The 16454-nt window shown below is 70.4% G+C and carries 17 protein-coding genes; 13 read left to right on the top strand and 4 right to left on the bottom strand.

Annotated elements, in window-relative coordinates; genetic code table 11:
* Window positions 1-12: 12 nt before the first annotated feature.
* Window positions 13-2118, bottom strand: coding sequence for a transketolase (tkt, locus tag ACE3QY_RS21845; protein WP_374458202.1), 2106 nt, complete (start codon window positions 2116-2118; stop codon window positions 13-15).
* A 236-nt stretch (window positions 2119-2354) separates the two neighbouring features.
* Between tkt and ACE3QY_RS21840 the strand changes: the two genes are divergently transcribed.
* The 3 genes from ACE3QY_RS21840 to ACE3QY_RS21830 all read left to right on the top strand — a co-directional run bounded on the left by ACE3QY_RS21840 (window position 2355) and on the right by ACE3QY_RS21830 (window position 5146).
* Window positions 2355-3353, top strand: coding sequence for a heme o synthase (locus ACE3QY_RS21840; protein ID WP_374458176.1), 999 nt, complete (start codon window positions 2355-2357; stop codon window positions 3351-3353).
* Window positions 3354-3572: 219 nt separating this feature from the next.
* Window positions 3573-4676, top strand: coding sequence for a hypothetical protein (locus ACE3QY_RS21835; protein ID WP_374458175.1), 1104 nt, complete (start codon window positions 3573-3575; stop codon window positions 4674-4676).
* Entirely contained in the window at window positions 4676-5146 is a 471-nt protein-coding gene (locus tag ACE3QY_RS21830) for a class F sortase (RefSeq protein ID WP_374458174.1), read from the top strand. The genes ACE3QY_RS21835 and ACE3QY_RS21830 overlap by 1 nt, the downstream gene beginning before the upstream one ends.
* Before the next feature lie 11 nt (window positions 5147-5157).
* Here ACE3QY_RS21830 and ACE3QY_RS21825 read toward each other — a convergent pair whose 3' ends face one another.
* The 3 genes from ACE3QY_RS21825 to ACE3QY_RS21815 are packed head-to-tail and all read right to left on the bottom strand — an operon-like array spanning window position 5158 to window position 7798.
* Window positions 5158-6084: a heme A synthase gene (locus tag ACE3QY_RS21825; RefSeq protein ID WP_374458173.1), complete on the bottom strand. Its 927-nt coding sequence runs from the start codon at window positions 6082-6084 to the stop codon at window positions 5158-5160.
* Window positions 6084-6863 carry an ABC transporter permease gene (locus ACE3QY_RS21820; RefSeq protein ID WP_374458172.1) on the bottom strand — a complete coding sequence of 260 codons (780 nt, stop codon included), beginning with the start codon at window positions 6861-6863 and terminating at the stop codon, window positions 6084-6086. The genes ACE3QY_RS21825 and ACE3QY_RS21820 overlap by 1 nt, the downstream gene beginning before the upstream one ends.
* On the bottom strand, window positions 6860-7798 hold the full coding sequence (locus ACE3QY_RS21815; protein WP_374458171.1) for an ABC transporter ATP-binding protein: 939 nt from the start codon (window positions 7796-7798) through the stop codon (window positions 6860-6862). The genes ACE3QY_RS21820 and ACE3QY_RS21815 overlap by 4 nt, the downstream gene beginning before the upstream one ends.
* Before the next feature lie 64 nt (window positions 7799-7862).
* Between ACE3QY_RS21815 and ACE3QY_RS21810 the strand changes: the two genes are divergently transcribed.
* The 10 genes from ACE3QY_RS21810 to ACE3QY_RS21765 form a co-directional block, all read left to right on the top strand.
* Window positions 7863-8861 (top strand): ATP-binding cassette domain-containing protein, encoded by a 999-nt coding sequence (locus tag ACE3QY_RS21810; protein WP_374458170.1) that lies wholly within the window; start codon window positions 7863-7865, stop codon window positions 8859-8861.
* The gene (locus ACE3QY_RS21805) at window positions 8858-9685 is read left to right on the top strand and encodes an ABC transporter permease (protein ID WP_374458169.1); all 828 of its coding nucleotides are present in this window, start codon (window positions 8858-8860) and stop codon (window positions 9683-9685) included. Before ACE3QY_RS21810 ends, ACE3QY_RS21805 begins: the two co-directional genes overlap by 4 nt.
* Before the next feature lie 78 nt (window positions 9686-9763).
* A complete protein-coding gene (locus ACE3QY_RS21800) occupies window positions 9764-10456 on the top strand; it encodes a helix-turn-helix transcriptional regulator (protein ID WP_374458168.1) in 693 nt (230 codons plus the stop codon).
* Window positions 10453-11871 carry a Fe-S cluster assembly protein SufB gene (gene sufB / locus ACE3QY_RS21795; protein WP_374458167.1) on the top strand — a complete coding sequence of 473 codons (1419 nt, stop codon included), beginning with the start codon at window positions 10453-10455 and terminating at the stop codon, window positions 11869-11871. The genes ACE3QY_RS21800 and sufB overlap by 4 nt, the downstream gene beginning before the upstream one ends.
* A gap of 95 nt (window positions 11872-11966) precedes the next feature.
* Window positions 11967-13166: a Fe-S cluster assembly protein SufD gene (gene sufD, locus ACE3QY_RS21790; protein ID WP_374458166.1), complete on the top strand. Its 1200-nt coding sequence runs from the start codon at window positions 11967-11969 to the stop codon at window positions 13164-13166.
* Window positions 13166-13516, top strand: a complete 351-nt coding sequence (locus tag ACE3QY_RS21785; protein ID WP_374458165.1) for a non-heme iron oxygenase ferredoxin subunit — start codon at window positions 13166-13168, stop codon at window positions 13514-13516. The genes sufD and ACE3QY_RS21785 overlap by 1 nt, the downstream gene beginning before the upstream one ends.
* Entirely contained in the window at window positions 13513-14271 is a 759-nt protein-coding gene (sufC, locus tag ACE3QY_RS21780; RefSeq protein ID WP_374458164.1) for a Fe-S cluster assembly ATPase SufC, read from the top strand. The genes ACE3QY_RS21785 and sufC overlap by 4 nt, the downstream gene beginning before the upstream one ends.
* 122 nt (window positions 14272-14393) lie before the next feature.
* The gene (locus ACE3QY_RS21775) at window positions 14394-15623 is read left to right on the top strand and encodes a SufS family cysteine desulfurase (protein ID WP_374458201.1); all 1230 of its coding nucleotides are present in this window, start codon (window positions 14394-14396) and stop codon (window positions 15621-15623) included.
* Window positions 15620-16075: a Fe-S cluster assembly sulfur transfer protein SufU gene (gene sufU / locus ACE3QY_RS21770; RefSeq protein WP_374458163.1), complete on the top strand. Its 456-nt coding sequence runs from the start codon at window positions 15620-15622 to the stop codon at window positions 16073-16075. The genes ACE3QY_RS21775 and sufU overlap by 4 nt, the downstream gene beginning before the upstream one ends.
* Window positions 16076-16191: 116 nt before the next feature.
* The coding region (locus tag ACE3QY_RS21765; RefSeq protein WP_374458200.1) for a metal-sulfur cluster assembly factor at window positions 16192-16454 on the top strand (263 nt) is incomplete at its 3' end.

Raw genomic sequence — 16454 nt, 5'->3', positions numbered from 1 at the left:
GGTGCGTGGATGTCAGGCGTTGGCTGCCGCGATGCTGTCGCGGGCCGCCTGGGCGACGGCCTCGGCCGTGACGCCGAACTCGCGGTAGATGCGGTCGTAGTCGGCAGAGGCGCCGTAGTGCTCGATCGAGACGATCCGGCCGTGGTCGCCGACGACCTCGCGCCAGCCCTGGGCGATGCCGGCCTCGACGGAGACGCGGGCCTTCACGGTGGGCGGGATGACCGTCTCCTGGTACGACGTCTCCTGGGCGTCGTACCACTCCCGGCACGGCATCGACACGACGCGCGCGGCGATGCCGTCGGCGGCGAGCAGCTCGCGCGCCTCGACGGCGAGCTGCACCTCGGAGCCGGTGCCGACGAGGACCACGTCGGGGATCGCCGCCAGCTCGGACGGGCTGTCGAGGAGGACGTAGCCGCCGCGGTGGACGTTGGACGTGTCGCTGAAGCCGTCCTCGCCACGCGGGAAGGTCGGGACGTTCTGGCGGCTCAGGCACAGCCCGGCCGGCCGGTCGTTGTGCTCCAGGACGGTCTTCCAGGCCGCCACGGTCTCGTTGGCGTCCGCGGGACGTACGACGTCGAGGCCGGGGATGGCGCGCAGCGCGGCGAGGTGCTCGATCGGCTGGTGCGTGGGGCCGTCCTCGCCGAGGCCGATGGAGTCGTGGGTCCAGACGTAGGTCACCGGCAGCTGCATCAGCGCGGCCAGGCGGACCGAGGGGCGCATGTAGTCGGAGAAGGTGAGGAACGTGCCGCCGAAGACCCGGGTGCCGCCGTGGGCGGCGATGCCGTTCATGATCGCGCCCATGCCGTGCTCGCGGATGCCGAAGTGGAGCACCCGGCCGGCGAGCGGGTCACCGGCGAACATCTTGGTGGAGCGGTCCTTGGGCAGGAACGACGGGACGCCCTCGATGGTCGTGTTGTTGGAGCCGGCGAGGTCGGCCGAGCCGCCCCAGAGCTCGGGCAGGCCCGGCGCGACGGCGTTGATCGTCTTGCCGGAGGCGACGCGGGTGGCGACGCCCTTCGGGTCGGCCTCGAAGGTCGGCAGCGCGTCGGCCCAGCCCTCGGGCAGCGAGCGGGTCTGCATCCGGTCGAACAGCGCGCGGTCCGCTGACGGCTTGGTCGCCCAGTGGGCGAAGTCCTCGTCCCACGCCGCCTGCGCGGCCTTGCCGCGGGCGACGGCCTCGCGGGTGTGCTCGATCACGTCGGGCGCGACCTCGAAGGTCTGCTCGGGGTCGAAGCCGAGCACCTTCTTGGTGGCGGCGACCTCCTCCTCGCCCAGCGCCGAGCCGTGGCTCTTGCCGGTGTTCTGAAGGGTCGGCGCGGGCCACGCGATGATCGTGCGCAGCACGATGAAGCTCGGCCGGTCGGTCACCGCGTGGGCCTTGCGGATCGCGGCGTAGAGCGCGGGGACGTCCTCGGCGTACTTGGTCTCGTCGTGGGTCCAGTCGACGGTCTGCACGTGCCAGCCGTAGGCCTCGTAGCGGGCAGCGACGTCCTCGCCGAGGGCGATGCCGGTGTCGTCCTCGATGGAGATGCGGTTGGCGTCGTAGATGACGGTGAGGTTGCCGAGCTCCTGGACCCCGGCGATCGCGGACGCCTCGGCGCTCACGCCCTCCTCGATGTCGCCGTCGCTGCACAGGGCGTAGACCTGGTGGTCGAAGGGCGAGGCACCCTCGGCCGCGTTGGGGTCGAGCATCCCGCGCTCACGGCGGGCCGCCATGGCCATGCCGACCGCGTTGCCGATGCCCTGGCCGAGCGGACCTGTGGTGGTCTCGACGCCGGCCGTGTGGCCGTACTCGGGGTGGCCCGGCGTCTTCGAGCCCCACGTGCGCAGCGCCTTGATGTCGTCGAGCTCGAGGCCCCAGCCGCCGAGGTAGAGCTGGATGTAGAGGGTGAGGGAGGAGTGCCCGCACGACAGCACGAACCGGTCGCGTCCCGGCCAGTGCGGGTCGGCGGGGTTGTGCCGCATGACCTTCTGGAACAGCAGGTACGCCGCCGGCGCCAGGCTCATGGCGGTGCCGGGGTGGCCGTTGCCGACCTTCTGCACCGCGTCCATGGCGAGGACCCGAACGGTGTCGACGGCACGATCGTCGAGCTCGTTCCAGTCGAGGGTGGCGGGCAGGGCGGACTTCTCGGTCAACGCATTTCCTCTCGGGTGGAGTGCGACCTGCTGCTCGGTGGGTGCAGCCAGGATCACAGGTCCGTTGGGGTGGCCTCGACTGCGAGCCTATCGCCGTGGCCGAGTAGACTCGACCCCGCCTGAGGGTCGCTCCGGACGCCCGTTTCGCTGGTGGTCCACACCCTCCGGTTCCCCGAAGCGCACGTCCCATCCGTCCCCGTTCTCCCGAGGTCCTCACCGTGTCCCAAGCCGGCCCGCACGCCGCCGCGTCCGACCGGCCGTCGACCGGTGGTGGTGCCACGGACGCCGTCCCGGGGCAGGCCGTACCGGCGGCCGAGGAGGGGCCCAAGACCTGGCAGGACGTGGTCGCCGCCTACGTCGGGCTGACCAAGCCCCGTGTCATCGAGCTGCTGCTGCTGACGACGGTGCCAGTGATGTTCTTCGCCGAGCGCGGCATCCCACCGCTCGGCCTCGTCGTCGCGACGGTCATCGGTGGTGCGCTGTCGGCGGGCTCCGCGTCGGCGTACAACTGCGTCTACGACCGCGACATCGACGAGCAGATGCGGCGTACGCGTCGCCGCGCGCTGCCGCGCCACATCGTCTCGGCGTCGTCGGCGCTCGTCTTCGCGACCGTGCTGGCCGTCGTGTCGACCGTGGTGCTGGGGCTCTGGGTCAACTGGCTCTCGGCGGGGCTGTCGGTGCTCGCCAACGCCTTCTACGTCTTCGTCTACACGATGCTGCTCAAGCGCCGCACCACCCAGAACATCGTGTGGGGCGGTCTCGCGGGTTGCTTCCCCGCCCTCATCGGCTGGACCGCCGTCACCGGCGAGCTCGCGTGGACGCCCGTCGTGCTCTTCCTGGTGGTCTTCTTCTGGACGCCGCCGCACACCTGGGCGCTGGCCCTGCGCTACCGCGAGGACTACGCCAACGTCGACGTCCCGATGCTGCCCGTGGTCAAGCCGGCAGCCGAGGTCGGCCGCCAGGTCGTCCTCTACAGCTGGGTGATGGTCGCGGTCTCGTTGGTGCTGTGGCCCGTCGCCGGCACCAGCGTGGTCTACCCGGTCGCGGCCGTCGTGCTGGGCGCGGTGTTCCTGGTCGAGGCGCACCGCATGTGGGGCCGCGCGAAGTCCTCCGAGGTGCTCAGCGAGATCAACCCGATGCGGCTCTTCCACGCCTCGAACCTCTACCTCTCGCTCCTCTTCGTGGCCGTCGCACTGGATCCCTTGCTCGGTCGCTAGCGCGCCGTGCGCCAAACGTCTGGGGAATGAGAGTTTCTAGAGAACCTCTTGAGAATTCCTCCCGTGTGACTCGGCCCCGCTTCCCGTTGAATCGTCGCGGGTGGGGAAGCGCAGGGCTTTCGCACGTACTCATGGGGGTTACAACTGATGTTTGGCGCGCCACGACAGCACCTGGGCGACGACCGTGGGGGCACGGTCGGCCGGAGTGTGTCGAGGGTCATGACGCTGGTGGTGGCCCTCGGCTTCGCCATCGTCGGCCTCGCCGCTCCTTCGAGCGCACACCACAACACGATCACCGGCTCGGTCACCTGTCGCACCGGCGGCGGGTGGGACGTCACCTGGCAGGTGGTCAACAGCGAGCAGCGGACCGAGCAGATCACTGCGTCCAACCGTCCGGCCGCGGTGCCGGTCGGCACCACGCTCACCAGCTGGCAGACCAGGTCGTTCACGGAGAGCGTGACGACCAAGCCGACCTCGACGGTCACGTTGACGCTCAGCGCTCGCTGGTCCAACGGCGTGACGCAGACCAACTCCGGCTCGATCCCGGTCGCGAAGTTCACCGACAACTGCAACACCACGAAGGTCGTCGCACCGACCGTTCCGGTCATCGACGACTGCGGTCCGGGCAACGCCCGCTTCGGCACGGTGCCCAGCGGCCCGTGGACCTCGGTGCTCAACCCCAACGGGAGCCTGACGATCACAGCCAACCCGGGCTACGTCTTCACCAACGGCCAGACGGTCATCACCTACCCGAGGCCGACCGACAGCAACCAGCCGTGCGTCGCGGCAGCCCCGCAGGTGCCGGTCGTCGACGACTGCGGTCCGGGCAACGCCCACTACGGCGCGGTGCCCAGCGGTCCGTGGACCTCGGTGCTCAACCCCGACGGCAGCCTGACGATCACGGCGAACCCGGGGCACTCCTTCGGCAACGGCCAGACCGTGATCACGCTCCCGACGCCCACCGACACGCAGCAGCCCTGCCCGGTGAGCCCGCCGGAGGTGCTGCCCGCGGAGGTCCGCGTGGTGAAGGCCCAGGCCAAGCACATCGACAAGTGCGGCCGCGCGAGTGACCTGTTCAAGGTCAGCAAGCGCGCCGGCGTGGTCTACAAGGTCAACGGCAAGGTCGTCCGTCAGGGCGTGTGGCTCAAGGCCCGGACCCTCAAGGGTCTCGGCGCGAAGGTCGCCCGCTCCTACACGGTCACCGTCCGTGCCGAGTCCGCCGACGCCACCTACCGGCTCCGGGGCAAGCAGGTGTGGCGGATGACCTTCAGCACCAAGCCGTGCGCGAAGGCGCCGGAGATCTCGCCGCACACGGGTTCGTGATGCGTCGCGCCGCGCTCCTCGCGGTGACGCTCTGGGCGACCCTGCTGGTCGGTCAGGGTGCGGCCTCGGCCGCCCCTGACCGGCTGCAGATCGCCCGCACGGGCACCGACGCCGTCGTGGTGAGGGTGGCCGCCCGCAACGACACCCTCGACGTGGGGTGGCGCCTGCGTGGCACCGTCTACACCTGGGCGAAGGGCGACCCGCCCTGCGACCCGAGCGGGAGCACCGTCTACGCCGGCCACGCCTGGCGCGCCGGCAACGGTGTCGCCGACCGCTGGGGCCAGCTGCGTCCGGGTGACCGGATCCGCGTCGCCGGCTGCCGCTTCGAGGTGACCCGCCGCGAGTTCTGGGCGGCCGACCGCAGGATGGGGTCGCTCTACTCGGTCTCCGGGCCGCCGCGGATCGTGCTGGTGGCCTGCAAGGCCGACGACTACTCCAAGCGCACGGTCATCTTCGCCCGCAAGCTCTGAGCGCCGCCTCGCTAGGGGAGGCGGGTCGCTGCGTCCGGCTGCGACCCGCCGTCCGCCCGCGCCTCGTGCGCCGCGTGGTGCGGCAGCACGGCGAGGGCGATCCGTCCCAGTCCCGCGGCGAGCAGTGCGGCGCCGAGCATGTGCAGCGCCACGAGCCCGACCGGCAGGTCGAGCCAGTACTGCACCCAGCCCAGCACGCCCTGCAGCAGCTCGATCAGCAGCACCAGCCCGGTGACCGTCGCCAGCCAGCGGTGCCCGCCGCGCAGGGCGACGACCAGCAGTGCCACGGTGAGCGCGACCAGCACGTAGACCGCGATCGCGTGGACCTGCGACACCGTCGCCGGATCCAGGCCGTTGCGGCGAGCCTCGGCGTCCCCGGCGTGCGGTCCGGCGCCCGTGACCACGGTGCCCAGGTAGAGCACGACCCAGCCGGCGGCCGTGGTCACCCAGGCCAGCACGCGCGGCACGGGCGGGGCGGCCGACCGGTCGGGGCTGCGCAGCTCGTCGAGCAACGCGATGCAGACCATGATGATCGCCATCGACAGCAGGAAGTGCCCGGACACGATCCACGGGTTGAGGTCGGTGAGCACGGTGATGCCGCCGATCACCGCCTGGAGCGGGATGCCGAGCCCGATCACGAACGCCAGCCAGGTCGCCCGGCGGTGGCGTGCGCCCAGCGCGGCCAGGAAGCACAGCACGGCGATCGCCGCGAGCAGGAAGGTGAGCGTGCGGTTGCCGAACTCGATGACACCGTTGATGCCGAGCTCGCCGTGGGCGACGTACGACTCCTCGGAGCACCGCGGCCAGGTCGGGCAGCCCAGCCCGGATCCGGTGAGCCGGACGGCGGCCCCGGTCACGACGATGCCGATGTTGGCGAGCAGGTTGGCGACCGCGAGCGGCCAGAGGTGCCGGGCGAGCCGGTCGAGCAGGGCAGACATCATTCCCACCTGAAGGTTCGAGCGGTGAGCACCGTGCCGAGGACCGCCCACGCGGCGAGCACGAGCAGGGACCGGCCGTCGATGCTCGCGTGCACGAGCGCGTCGCGCATCGCCTCGCCCAGCGCGGCCGACGGCAGCCACGAGATCACCGGTGAGGCCGCGCCGTACGCGCTCGTCGGCAGCACGACACCGCCGCCGGCCATGAGCAGGAGGTAGACGAGGTTCGCCAGCGCGAGGGTCGCCTCGGCGCGCAGCACGCCGGCGACGAAGAGGCCGAGGGCGGCGAACGCCGCGGTGCCGAGCCCGACGGCCAGCGCCGCGCCGGCGATCGAGCGGAGCGGGTGGTCGAGGGTCGGCTCCCAGCCGAGGGCCAGGCCCACGACGACGAGGACGACGAGCTGGAGCAGGACCACGTTGAGCAGCGCGAGCACCTTGCCGAGCAACAGGCCGTGCCGGGGGAGCGGTGAGGAGCCGAGGAGCTTGATGACGCCGTAGCGGCGCTCGAAGCCGGTCGCGATCGCCACCGAGGTGAAGGCCGTCGACATCACGGCGAGGGCGAGGACGCCCGGAGTGAGGACGTCGACGGGACGCTGGCCGTCGAGGTCGATGCCGATGCGGTCGGCGGCAGCGACGCCACCGACCAGCACGATGACCGGGATGACGATCGCGAGCAGCAGCTGCTCGCCGTTGCGCAGCATCAGCCGCGCCTCCATCCGCGACTGCGCGAGCACCATGCGGGACAGCGAGGCGCCGCCGGGCGCGGGGGCGAACGTGCTCACGGCGCCAGCTCCCGCCCGGTCAGCTCGAGGAAGACGTCCTCGAGGTTGCGCTGGCCCAGGTTGAGCGTCTCGGGCAGCACGTCGTGCTCCTCGCACCAGCGCGAGACCCGCCCCAGCGTGGTGGAGTCGGCGGGACCGTGGATGAGCATGCTGACCTCGTCGAGCTGGCGTACCTCGGTGTCCGGGCCGAGGTCGGCGCGCAGCGACTCCGGGGCCCCGTCGGGGAACGGCCGGTTCACGACCAGCCGGATGGTGGCGGAGCGGCCCTCGCGGGTGAGCTCGCCGGGCGTCCCGCTGGCGATCACCCGGCCGCGGTCGATGATGTGGATCCGGTCGGCGAGCCGCTCGGCCTCGTCCATGTGGTGGGTGGTGAGCACGACCGTCACGCCGTCGCCGCGGATCTCCTCGAGCAGCTCCCAGGTCGTCCGCCGTGCCTGCGGGTCCATCCCCGCGGTCGGCTCGTCGACGAAGACCAGCTCGGGGCGGCCCACCAGCGCGATCGCGAGGCCCAGCCGCTGCTGCTGGCCGCCAGAGAGCCGGCGGTAGGGCGTGCGGCCGCAGTCGGCGAGCCCGAGCCGGTCGCTGAGCATGTCGGTGTCGAGCGGGTGGGCGTGCAGGGACGCCATGTGGTCGAGCATCTCCCGGGCCCGTACGCCGCTCCACGCGCCGCCGGCCTGCAGCATCACGCCGATCCGGGGCAGCAGCTCCGCGCGGTCGCGCTGCGGGTCGAGCCCGAGCACGCGCACCGTGCCCCGCTGCGGGACGCGGTAGCCCTCGCAGGTCTCGAGGGTCGTGGTCTTGCCCGCCCCGTTGGGGCCGAGGACCGCGGTGACCGATCCGCGGGCCACGTCGAGCGACAGCCCGTCGACGGCGACCTTGTCGCCGTAGGCCATCACCAGGCCGTCGATCTCGACGGCGGGGGACGGCGCTGGCACGGGGGAAGTCTAGGTGTGGGTTCTCGACAGGCGGCTGTCGGTCCCCGGGGCTAGCGTGGAGGTCATGACACGCTCTCCTGCGATCGAGGCCGAGGGCCTCGTCAAGCACTTCGGCGTCACGGTCGCCGTCGACGGCGTCTCCTTCGTCGTCCCCGAGGGCTCGGTCCTCGGCCTGCTCGGCCCCAACGGCGCCGGCAAGACCACCACGGTGCGGATGATGACGACGCTGACCCGTCCCACGGCCGGCACCGGACGGGTCGCCGGCCACGACATCCTTACGGACCCGGCCGCCGTGCGCCGCAGCATGGGCCTCACCGGCCAGGCGGCCACGGTCGACGAGCTGCTGACCGGCAAGGAGAACCTCCGCCTCATCGGCTCCCTCTACGGCCTCGACGCCGGCTACATCAGGCGGGCCACCGACGAGCTGCTCGAGCGGTTCTCGCTGTCCGACGCCGGCGACCGGATCGCGAAGACCTACTCCGGCGGCATGCGCCGCCGCCTCGACCTCGCGGTCAGCCTGATCGCCACCCCGCCGGTGCTGTTCCTGGACGAGCCCACGACCGGTCTCGACCCGCGCTCGCGCGTCGAGCTGTGGGACGTCCTGCGCGAGCTGGTGGCGGACGGCACGACGCTCCTCCTGACCACGCAGTACCTCGAGGAGGCCGACCAGCTCGCCGACAACATCGTGGTCATCGACCGCGGCACGGTCATCGCGGAGGGCACGCCGCTCCAGCTCAAGGACCAGTCCGGCGCTGCTGCTCTGGTGGTGACCGTCTCCCACGGACCCGACCTCCAGCGGGCGGAGACGCTGCTGCGTCCCCACGTGCGCGAGGTGCACGTCGACGCGGGCGCCCGGCAGCTGACCGCCCCCGCCGAGGGCCTCGCCCACATGACCCGCGTCGCGGGCATCTTCGACGAGAGCGGCATCGTCCTCGACGACATCGGGCTCAAGCGGCCCAGCCTCGACGACGTGTTCCTCCACCTCACCGGGCACCGCGCCGAGGAGCGTCCCGACGAGTCCGACGAGACCACCGACGAGCCGGCAGGGGAGATGGCCCGATGAGCACCACCCTCGAACGCCCCGAGATCCGGCCCACCGGACTGCTGACCCAGTCCTGGGCCATCGCGCGGCGCAACTTCCTCCACATCAAGCGGATGCCCGAGATGCTGATGGACGTGACCATCCAGCCGGTCATGTTCGTGCTGCTCTTCGCCTACGTCTTCGGCAGCTCGATCGCCGTCGACACCCCGGCCGGCTACCGCGCCTTCCTGCTCGCCGGCATCATGGCGCAGACGGTCGCCTTCGCCTCGTTCATCGTCGCGGTCGGCCTCACCGCCGACCTCGACAAGGGCATCGTCGACCGGATGCGCTCGCTGCCGATCAACCCCGCGGCGGTGCTCGTCGGACGCAGCATCTCCAGCCTGGCCCACTCCTCGATCGGCCTCGTGGTGATGTCGCTGACCGGCCTGGTCATCGGCTGGCGCATCCACACCAACGTGTTCGAGGCCCTGCTGGGCTACCTGCTGCTCCTCGGCTGGGGCTTCGCGATGATCTGGGTGGGCATCTGGGTCGGCTCGGCGATGCGCTCGGTGGAGGCCGTCAACGGCGTCATGTTCGCCACGATGTTCCCGATCACCTTCCTCGCCAACACGTTCGCCCCCACCGACAAGATGCCGACGATCCTGCGCGTCATCGCCGAGTGGAACCCCATCTCCTCGCTGACCCAGGCCGTCCGCGAGCTCTGGGGCAACGACTACCCGCTCGCCGAGGGCGCCGCGTTCCCGATGCACCACCCGGTCCCGTTCACCATCGCCTGGATCGTGCTGATCACCGCCGTGGTCGCACCGCTGGCGATCCGCACGTTCCGTGCCCGGACGGCCGACTGACCCCGGAGCGGCCGTGGGCCAGGTCACTTAGGTGACCCTTGCTTGAACGGCGTACGGCAATAACGTCACACTGGCGTTGTGGAATTCACCAGGACGGCGGCGACCCCGGACGGGGACGCACCCACGCGTGACCGCGTGGCCCGCACGATCCTGGAGAACGGTCCCTCCACGGCCGCCGACCTGGCCCGTCGCCTCGACCTCACGCCGGCCGCGGTCCGCCGACACCTCGACCACCTCGCCCTCGAGGGCGTCGTGGAGTCGCGCGAGCCGAAGGTCTACGGCGCTCGCGGTCGCGGGCGCCCCGCCAAGGTCTTCGCGCTCACCGAGGCCGGTCGTGACAGCTTCGACCAGCAGTACGACGACCTCGCCGTGCAGGCCATGCGCTTCCTGGCCGAGACCCAGGGCGAGGACGCCGTGGTGGAGTTCGCCCGGCGCCGCGTGTCGTTCGTCGAGCGCGATTACGCCGCCGTGGTGGCCGCCGAGCCCGACCTGACGCCCGCCGAGGCGCTGGCCCGGGTGTTCACCCAGAACGGCTACGCCGCCTCCGTGCGCGAGCTGCCGGTCGTGGGGGAGCAGCTGTGCCAGCAGCACTGCCCGGTCTCCCACGTCGCCCACGAGTTTCCCCAGCTGTGCGAGGCCGAGACCGAGGCGATCGCCGCCGTGCTCGGCACCCACGTCCAGCGCCTGGCGACCATCGCCCACGGCGACGGCGTCTGCACGACCTGCATCCCCCTGACCCACACGCCTGCATCGAAGAAGGAGAAGGCATGACCTCCATCGAAGAACTCAACCCCGAGCTCAAGGGCATCGGCAAGTACGAGTTCGGCTGGGCCGACTCCGACGACGCGGGCGCCGCCGCGACCCGCGGGCTCAACGAGGACGTCGTGCGCGACATCTCCTCGAAGAAGTCCGAGCCGCAGTGGATGCTCGACCTGCGGCTCAAGGGCCTCAAGCTCTTCCACCGCAAGCCGATGCCGACCTGGGGCTCCGACCTCGGTGGGATCGACTTCGACAACATCAAGTACTTCGTGCGCTCCTCGGAGAAGCAGGCCGCCTCGTGGGAGGACCTGCCCGAGGACATCAAGAACACCTACGACAAGCTCGGCATCCCGGAGGCGGAGAAGCAGCGCCTCGTCGCCGGTGTCGCCGCGCAGTACGAGTCCGAGGTCGTCTACCACTCGATCCGCGAGGACCTCGAGGAGAAGGGCGTCATCTTCGTCGACACCGACACCGCGCTGAAGGAGCACGAGGAGCTCTTCAAGGAGTACTTCGGCACCGTCATCCCCGTCGGTGACAACAAGTTCGCCGCGCTCAACACCTCGGTGTGGTCGGGCGGCTCGTTCATCTACGTGCCCAAGGGTGTCCACGTCGACATCCCGCTGCAGGCCTACTTCCGGATCAACACCGAGAACATGGGCCAGTTCGAGCGGACCCTGATCATCGTCGACGAGGACGCCTACGTGCACTACGTCGAGGGCTGCACCGCCCCGATCTACTCCTCCGACTCGCTGCACTCCGCGGTCGTGGAGATCATCGTGAAGAAGGGCGGGCGCTGCCGCTACACGACCATCCAGAACTGGTCGAACAACGTCTACAACCTCGTCACCAAGCGGGCGACCTGCGAGGCCGGCGCCACCATGGAGTGGGTCGACGGCAACATCGGCTCCAAGGTCACGATGAAGTACCCCGCCATCTACCTGATGGGCGAGCACGCCAAGGGCGAGACCCTGTCGATCGCGTTCGCCGGCGAGGGCCAGCACCAGGACGCCGGCGCCAAGATGGTGCACGCCGCGCCGCACACCTCGAGCTCGATCCTGAGCAAGTCGGTGGCCCGTGGCGGCGGGCGGACGTCGTACCGCGGCCTGATCCAGGTCAACGAAGGCGCCCACGGCTCGAAGTCCAACGTGCTGTGCGACGCGCTGCTCGTCGACCAGGTCAGCCGCAGCGACACCTACCCCTACGTCGACATCCGCGAGGACGACGTGTCGATGGGCCACGAGGCGAGCGTCTCCAAGGTCTCCGACGACCAGCTCTTCTACCTCATGTCGCGCGGCATGGAGGAGGACGAGGCGATGGCGATGATCGTGCGCGGCTTCGTCGAGCCGATCGCCAAGGAGCTGCCGATGGAGTACGCCCTCGAGCTCAACCGCCTGATCGAGCTGCAGATGGAAGGGGCCGTGGGCTGACTGATCCGAGGCGCACATCGCGGCCGCGAAGCGGCTGCGACGACGCGCCTCGGAAGACAGTACGAAGACCTCCGAGCACCAACGAAAGAAGAGCCTTGACCGTCACCGAATCCGTCCGCTCCGCCCTGGAGCAGGAGAAGATCGAGAGCCACCTCAACCCGCCGGGCTCCTTCGACGTCGCCGACCACCCCGTGCCCACCGGGCGCGAGGAGATCTGGCGCTTCACCCCGCTGAAGCGGCTGCGCGGCCTGCACGGCGAGGCCGAGTTCATGCGCTCGGCGACGTCGTGCACGTGGAACGCCCCCGAGGGCGTGCGCATCGAGGGCGTCTCCGGCGAGGAGGCCCGTGACCTGCGCGGGATCTCGGGCTGGGCGCCCAACACGCGCTTTGCCGCCCGCGTCCTGGCCGAGGTCCCGGCGAGCCTGCTCATCGACGTCCCGGCCGACACCGAGGTGCCCGAGCCCGTCGTGGTCGACCTCCACGGCGAGGACGTCTCGGTGACCGAGGCGGGCCACGTCGCGATGCGCTTCGGCCGGCACAGCAAGGCCGTCGTGGTCCTCAACCACACCGGCTCGTCGTCGGTCGCGGCCGTGGTCGAGATCGTCGTCGGAGACGGCGCCGAGGTCACCGTCGTGTCGATCCAGGACTGGGCCGACGACGCCGTGCACCTCGCGCACCACCAGGCCCGGGTCGGTCGCGACGCGACCTACAAGCACGCCGCGATCTCCTTCGGCGGCGACGTGGTCCGGATGGACGCCAACGTCACCTACGACGGCCCCGGCGGCTCCGCCGAGCTGCTCGGCCTCTACTTCGCCGACGCCGGCCAGCACATCGAGCACCGCATCTTCGCCGACCACAACGCCCCTCGCACCAAGTCGCACGCCGTCTACAAGGGCGCGCTCCAGGGCGAGAAGGCGCACACCGTCTGGGTCGGCAACGTGCTGATCCGCAAGGTCGCCGAGGGCATCGAGACCTACGAGGAGAACCGCAACCTCGTCCTCACCGACGGCTGCCAGGCCGACTCGATCCCCAACCTGGAGATCGAGACCGGTGAGATCGAGGGCGCCGGCCACGCCTCGGCCACCGCGCGCTTCGACGACAACCAGCTCTTCTACCTCCAGTCGCGCGGCGTCTCGGAGAAGGAGGCCCAGCGGCTCGTCGTCCACGGCTTCTTCAACGACCTGATCCGCAAGGTGGGCGTGCCGTCCATCGAGGACCGCCTGCTCACCACCGTCGAGGCCGAGCTCGCCAAGAACGTCCTGAAGGACGTCGTGGCCCTCGGGCAGGACGCCTGATGGCGTTCGAGCGCGCCTGCGCGCTGGACGAGGTCGCGACCGACCAGGCCCTCGCGGTCACCCTCGGCCGCTACGACATCGCCATCGCCCGCGACGGCGACGAGGTCTTCGCCGTCGAGAACACCTGCAGCCACGCCGAGGTCGCACTCAGCGAGGGCGAGGTCGCGGACTGCCAGATCGAGTGCTGGCTGCACGGGTCGATGTTCGACCTGCGCACCGGCAAGCCCACCAACCTCCCCGCGACCGAGCCGGTCGCGACCTTCCCGGTCGACGTACGCGCCAACTCCAACGGCACCAGCGATGTCTACGTCGACACCGAGACCACCCTGAACGGAGTCACCCCCGCATGAGCAAGCTCGTCATCACCGACCTGCACGTCACCGTCGACACCGAGGACGGCCCCAAGGAGATCCTCAAGGGCGTCACCCTCACCATTAAGGAGGGCGAGACCCACGCGATCATGGGTCCCAACGGCTCCGGCAAGTCGACGCTGGCCTACTCGATCGCCGGCCACCCGAAGTACACGATCACCAGCGGCTCGGTGACCCTCGACGGCCAGGACGTCCTGGCCCTCTCCGTCGACGAGCGCGCCCGCGCCGGTCTCTTCCTGGCGATGCAGTACCCCGTCGAGGTCCCCGGCGTCTCGGTGGCCAACTTCCTGCGGACCGCCAAGACCGCCATCGACGGCGAGGCCCCCAAGCTGCGCACCTGGGTCAAGGACGTCAACGGGGCCCTCGAGCGGCTCAACCTCGACTCCTCGTTCTCGCAGCGCTCGGTCAACGAGGGTTTCTCCGGCGGTGAGAAGAAGCGTCACGAGATCGCCCAGCTCGAGCTGCTCGACCCCAAGGTCGCCGTGCTCGACGAGACCGATTCCGGCCTCGACATCGACGCGCTCAAGATCGTCTCCGAGGGCGTCAACCGCTTCCGAGAGCGCGAGGGCAAGGGTGTCCTGCTGATCACCCACTACACCCGCATCCTGCGCTACATCCAGCCCGACTTCGTCCATGTCTTCGTCGACGGCAAGGTCGCCGAGTCCGGCGGCAAGGAGCTCGCCGACCAGCTCGAGGCCGAGGGCTACGACCGCTACCTCTCGGCGGCGCGATAAGCGGCGCTGGCCCGCGTTGTCGTCGCTCGACGACCCGCTCCGCTCAAAGGTCGCCTTCGCTCCTCCGCCTTGACCAGCACCACTTCTCACACCGCCGAAACGAGGTAACGCAAATGGAAGGACTGCTTCCGGATCTCGACGTGATCCGCAAGGACTTCCCGATCCTCGAGCGCACGCTCGCGGGCGGGCAGCCGCTGGTCTACCTCGACAACGCCAACACCTCGCAGAAGCCGCAGATCGTCATCGACACGATGGTCGACCACCTCGAGCGGCACAACGCCAACATCGCCCGCGCGATGCACCAGCTCGGTGCCGAGGCGACCGAGGCCTACGAGGCCGCCCGCGACAAGGTGGCAGCGTTCCTCAACGCGCCCTCGCGCAACGAGGTGGTCTTCACCAAGAACGCCACCGAGGCGCTCAACCTGCTGGCCCGCACGATCGACCTCGGCCCCGGCGACAACGTCGTCATCACCGAGATGGAGCACCACTCCAACATCGTGTCCTGGCAGCTCGCCTGCGAGCGGTCGGGCGCCGAGCTGCGCTGGTTCGGCCTGACCGACGACGGCCACCTCGACCTGTCGAACGCGGACCAGCTCGTCGACGAGCACACCAAGGTCGTCGCCTTCACCTGGGTCTCCAACATGCTCGGCACGATCAACCCGGTCGCCGACCTGGTCGCCCGGGCCCAGGCCGTCGGAGCCCTTTCCGTGATCGACGCGTCGCAGGCCGCGCCGCAGCTGCCGGTCGACGTGCAGGCCGTCGGGTGCGACTTCCTGGTGTTCACCGGCCACAAGGTCACCGGACCGACCGGCATCGGCGTGCTGTGGGGCCGCGAGGCACTGCTCAACGAGCTGCCGCCCTTCCACGGCGGCGGCGAGATGATCGAGACCGTCACCATGGCGCGCTCGACCTACGCGAAGTCTCCGCACCGCTTCGAGGCCGGCACCCCGCCGATCGTCGAGGCGGTCGGCCTCGGCGCCGCCGTCGACTACCTCGGCCACATCGGCCTCGACGCGATCCACGCCCACGAGCAGGCGATCACGGCGTACGCCCTCGAAGGGCTGCAGACCGTGCCGGGCGTGACCGTCCTCGGCCCGCTCGACGCGACGCAGCGCGGCGGCGCGATCTCCTTCGAGCTCGCGGGCGTGCACCCGCACGACATCGCACAGGTCCTCGACGCGCGCGGCGTCGCCGTGCGCGCCGGGCACCACTGCGCCAAGCCGGCCCACGCGCGCTTCGGCGTGCAGGCCTCCACCCGGATGTCGTCGTACCTCTACACGACCCCCGCGGAGATCGACGCGCTGGTCGAGGCGCTCCACCACACCCGCAGCTACTTCAAGGTGGACGGATGAGCACCGACCTCGACGCGCTCTACCAGGAGATCATCCTGGACCACTACAAGAACCCGCACCACAAGGGACTGCGCGACCCGTTCGAGTCCGAGGTGCACCACGTCAACCCGACCTGCGGCGACGAGGTGACCCTCCGGGTCCACCTCGCCGGCGGTGTCGTGGAGGACGTGTCGTACGACGCGGTGGGCTGCTCCATCTCGCAGGCCTCGGCCTCCGTGCTGACCGACCTCGTCATCGGCAAGCCGGTCGACGAGGCGATGGAGATCCACCAGACCTTCCTCGAGCTCATGCAGGGCAAGGGGCAGGTCGAGCCGGACGAGGACGTCCTCGAGGACGGCATCGCCTTCGCCGGTGTCGCCAAGTTCCCCGCGCGCGTGAAGTGCGCGCTGCTCTCCTGGATGGCGTGGAAGGACGCGACCGCCCAGGCACAGACTGAAGGAGAGACCCGATGACCGAGTCCACCCACACGCCCGACCACAGCGACCTGCCCGAGGTCCCGGAGGCCACTCTGGACGGGACTGGCGCCGGCGGCACCGCGACGGTGACCGTCGACGACGTCACCGAGGCGATGAAGGACGTCGTCGACCCCGAGCTCGGGATCAACGTCGTCGACCTCGGCCTGGTCTACGGCGTGCACCTCGACGAGCACAGCAACGCGGTGCTCGACATGACCCTCACCTCTGCCGCGTGCCCGCTGACCGACGTGATCACCGACCAGACCGAGTCCGCGCTCGAGGGCCTGGTCGGCGACGTCGCGATCAACTGGGTCTGGATGCCGCCGTGGGGCCCGGACAAGATCACCGAGGACGGCCGCGAGCAGCTGCGGGCGCT

It is taken from the genome of Nocardioides sp. (genome assembly GCF_041913365.1).
Classification (GTDB): Bacteria; Actinomycetota; Actinomycetes; order Propionibacteriales; family Nocardioidaceae; genus Nocardioides.
Note: the sequence above shows the minus strand (reverse complement) of the source record. Positions and strands in the feature narration are given on the sequence as shown.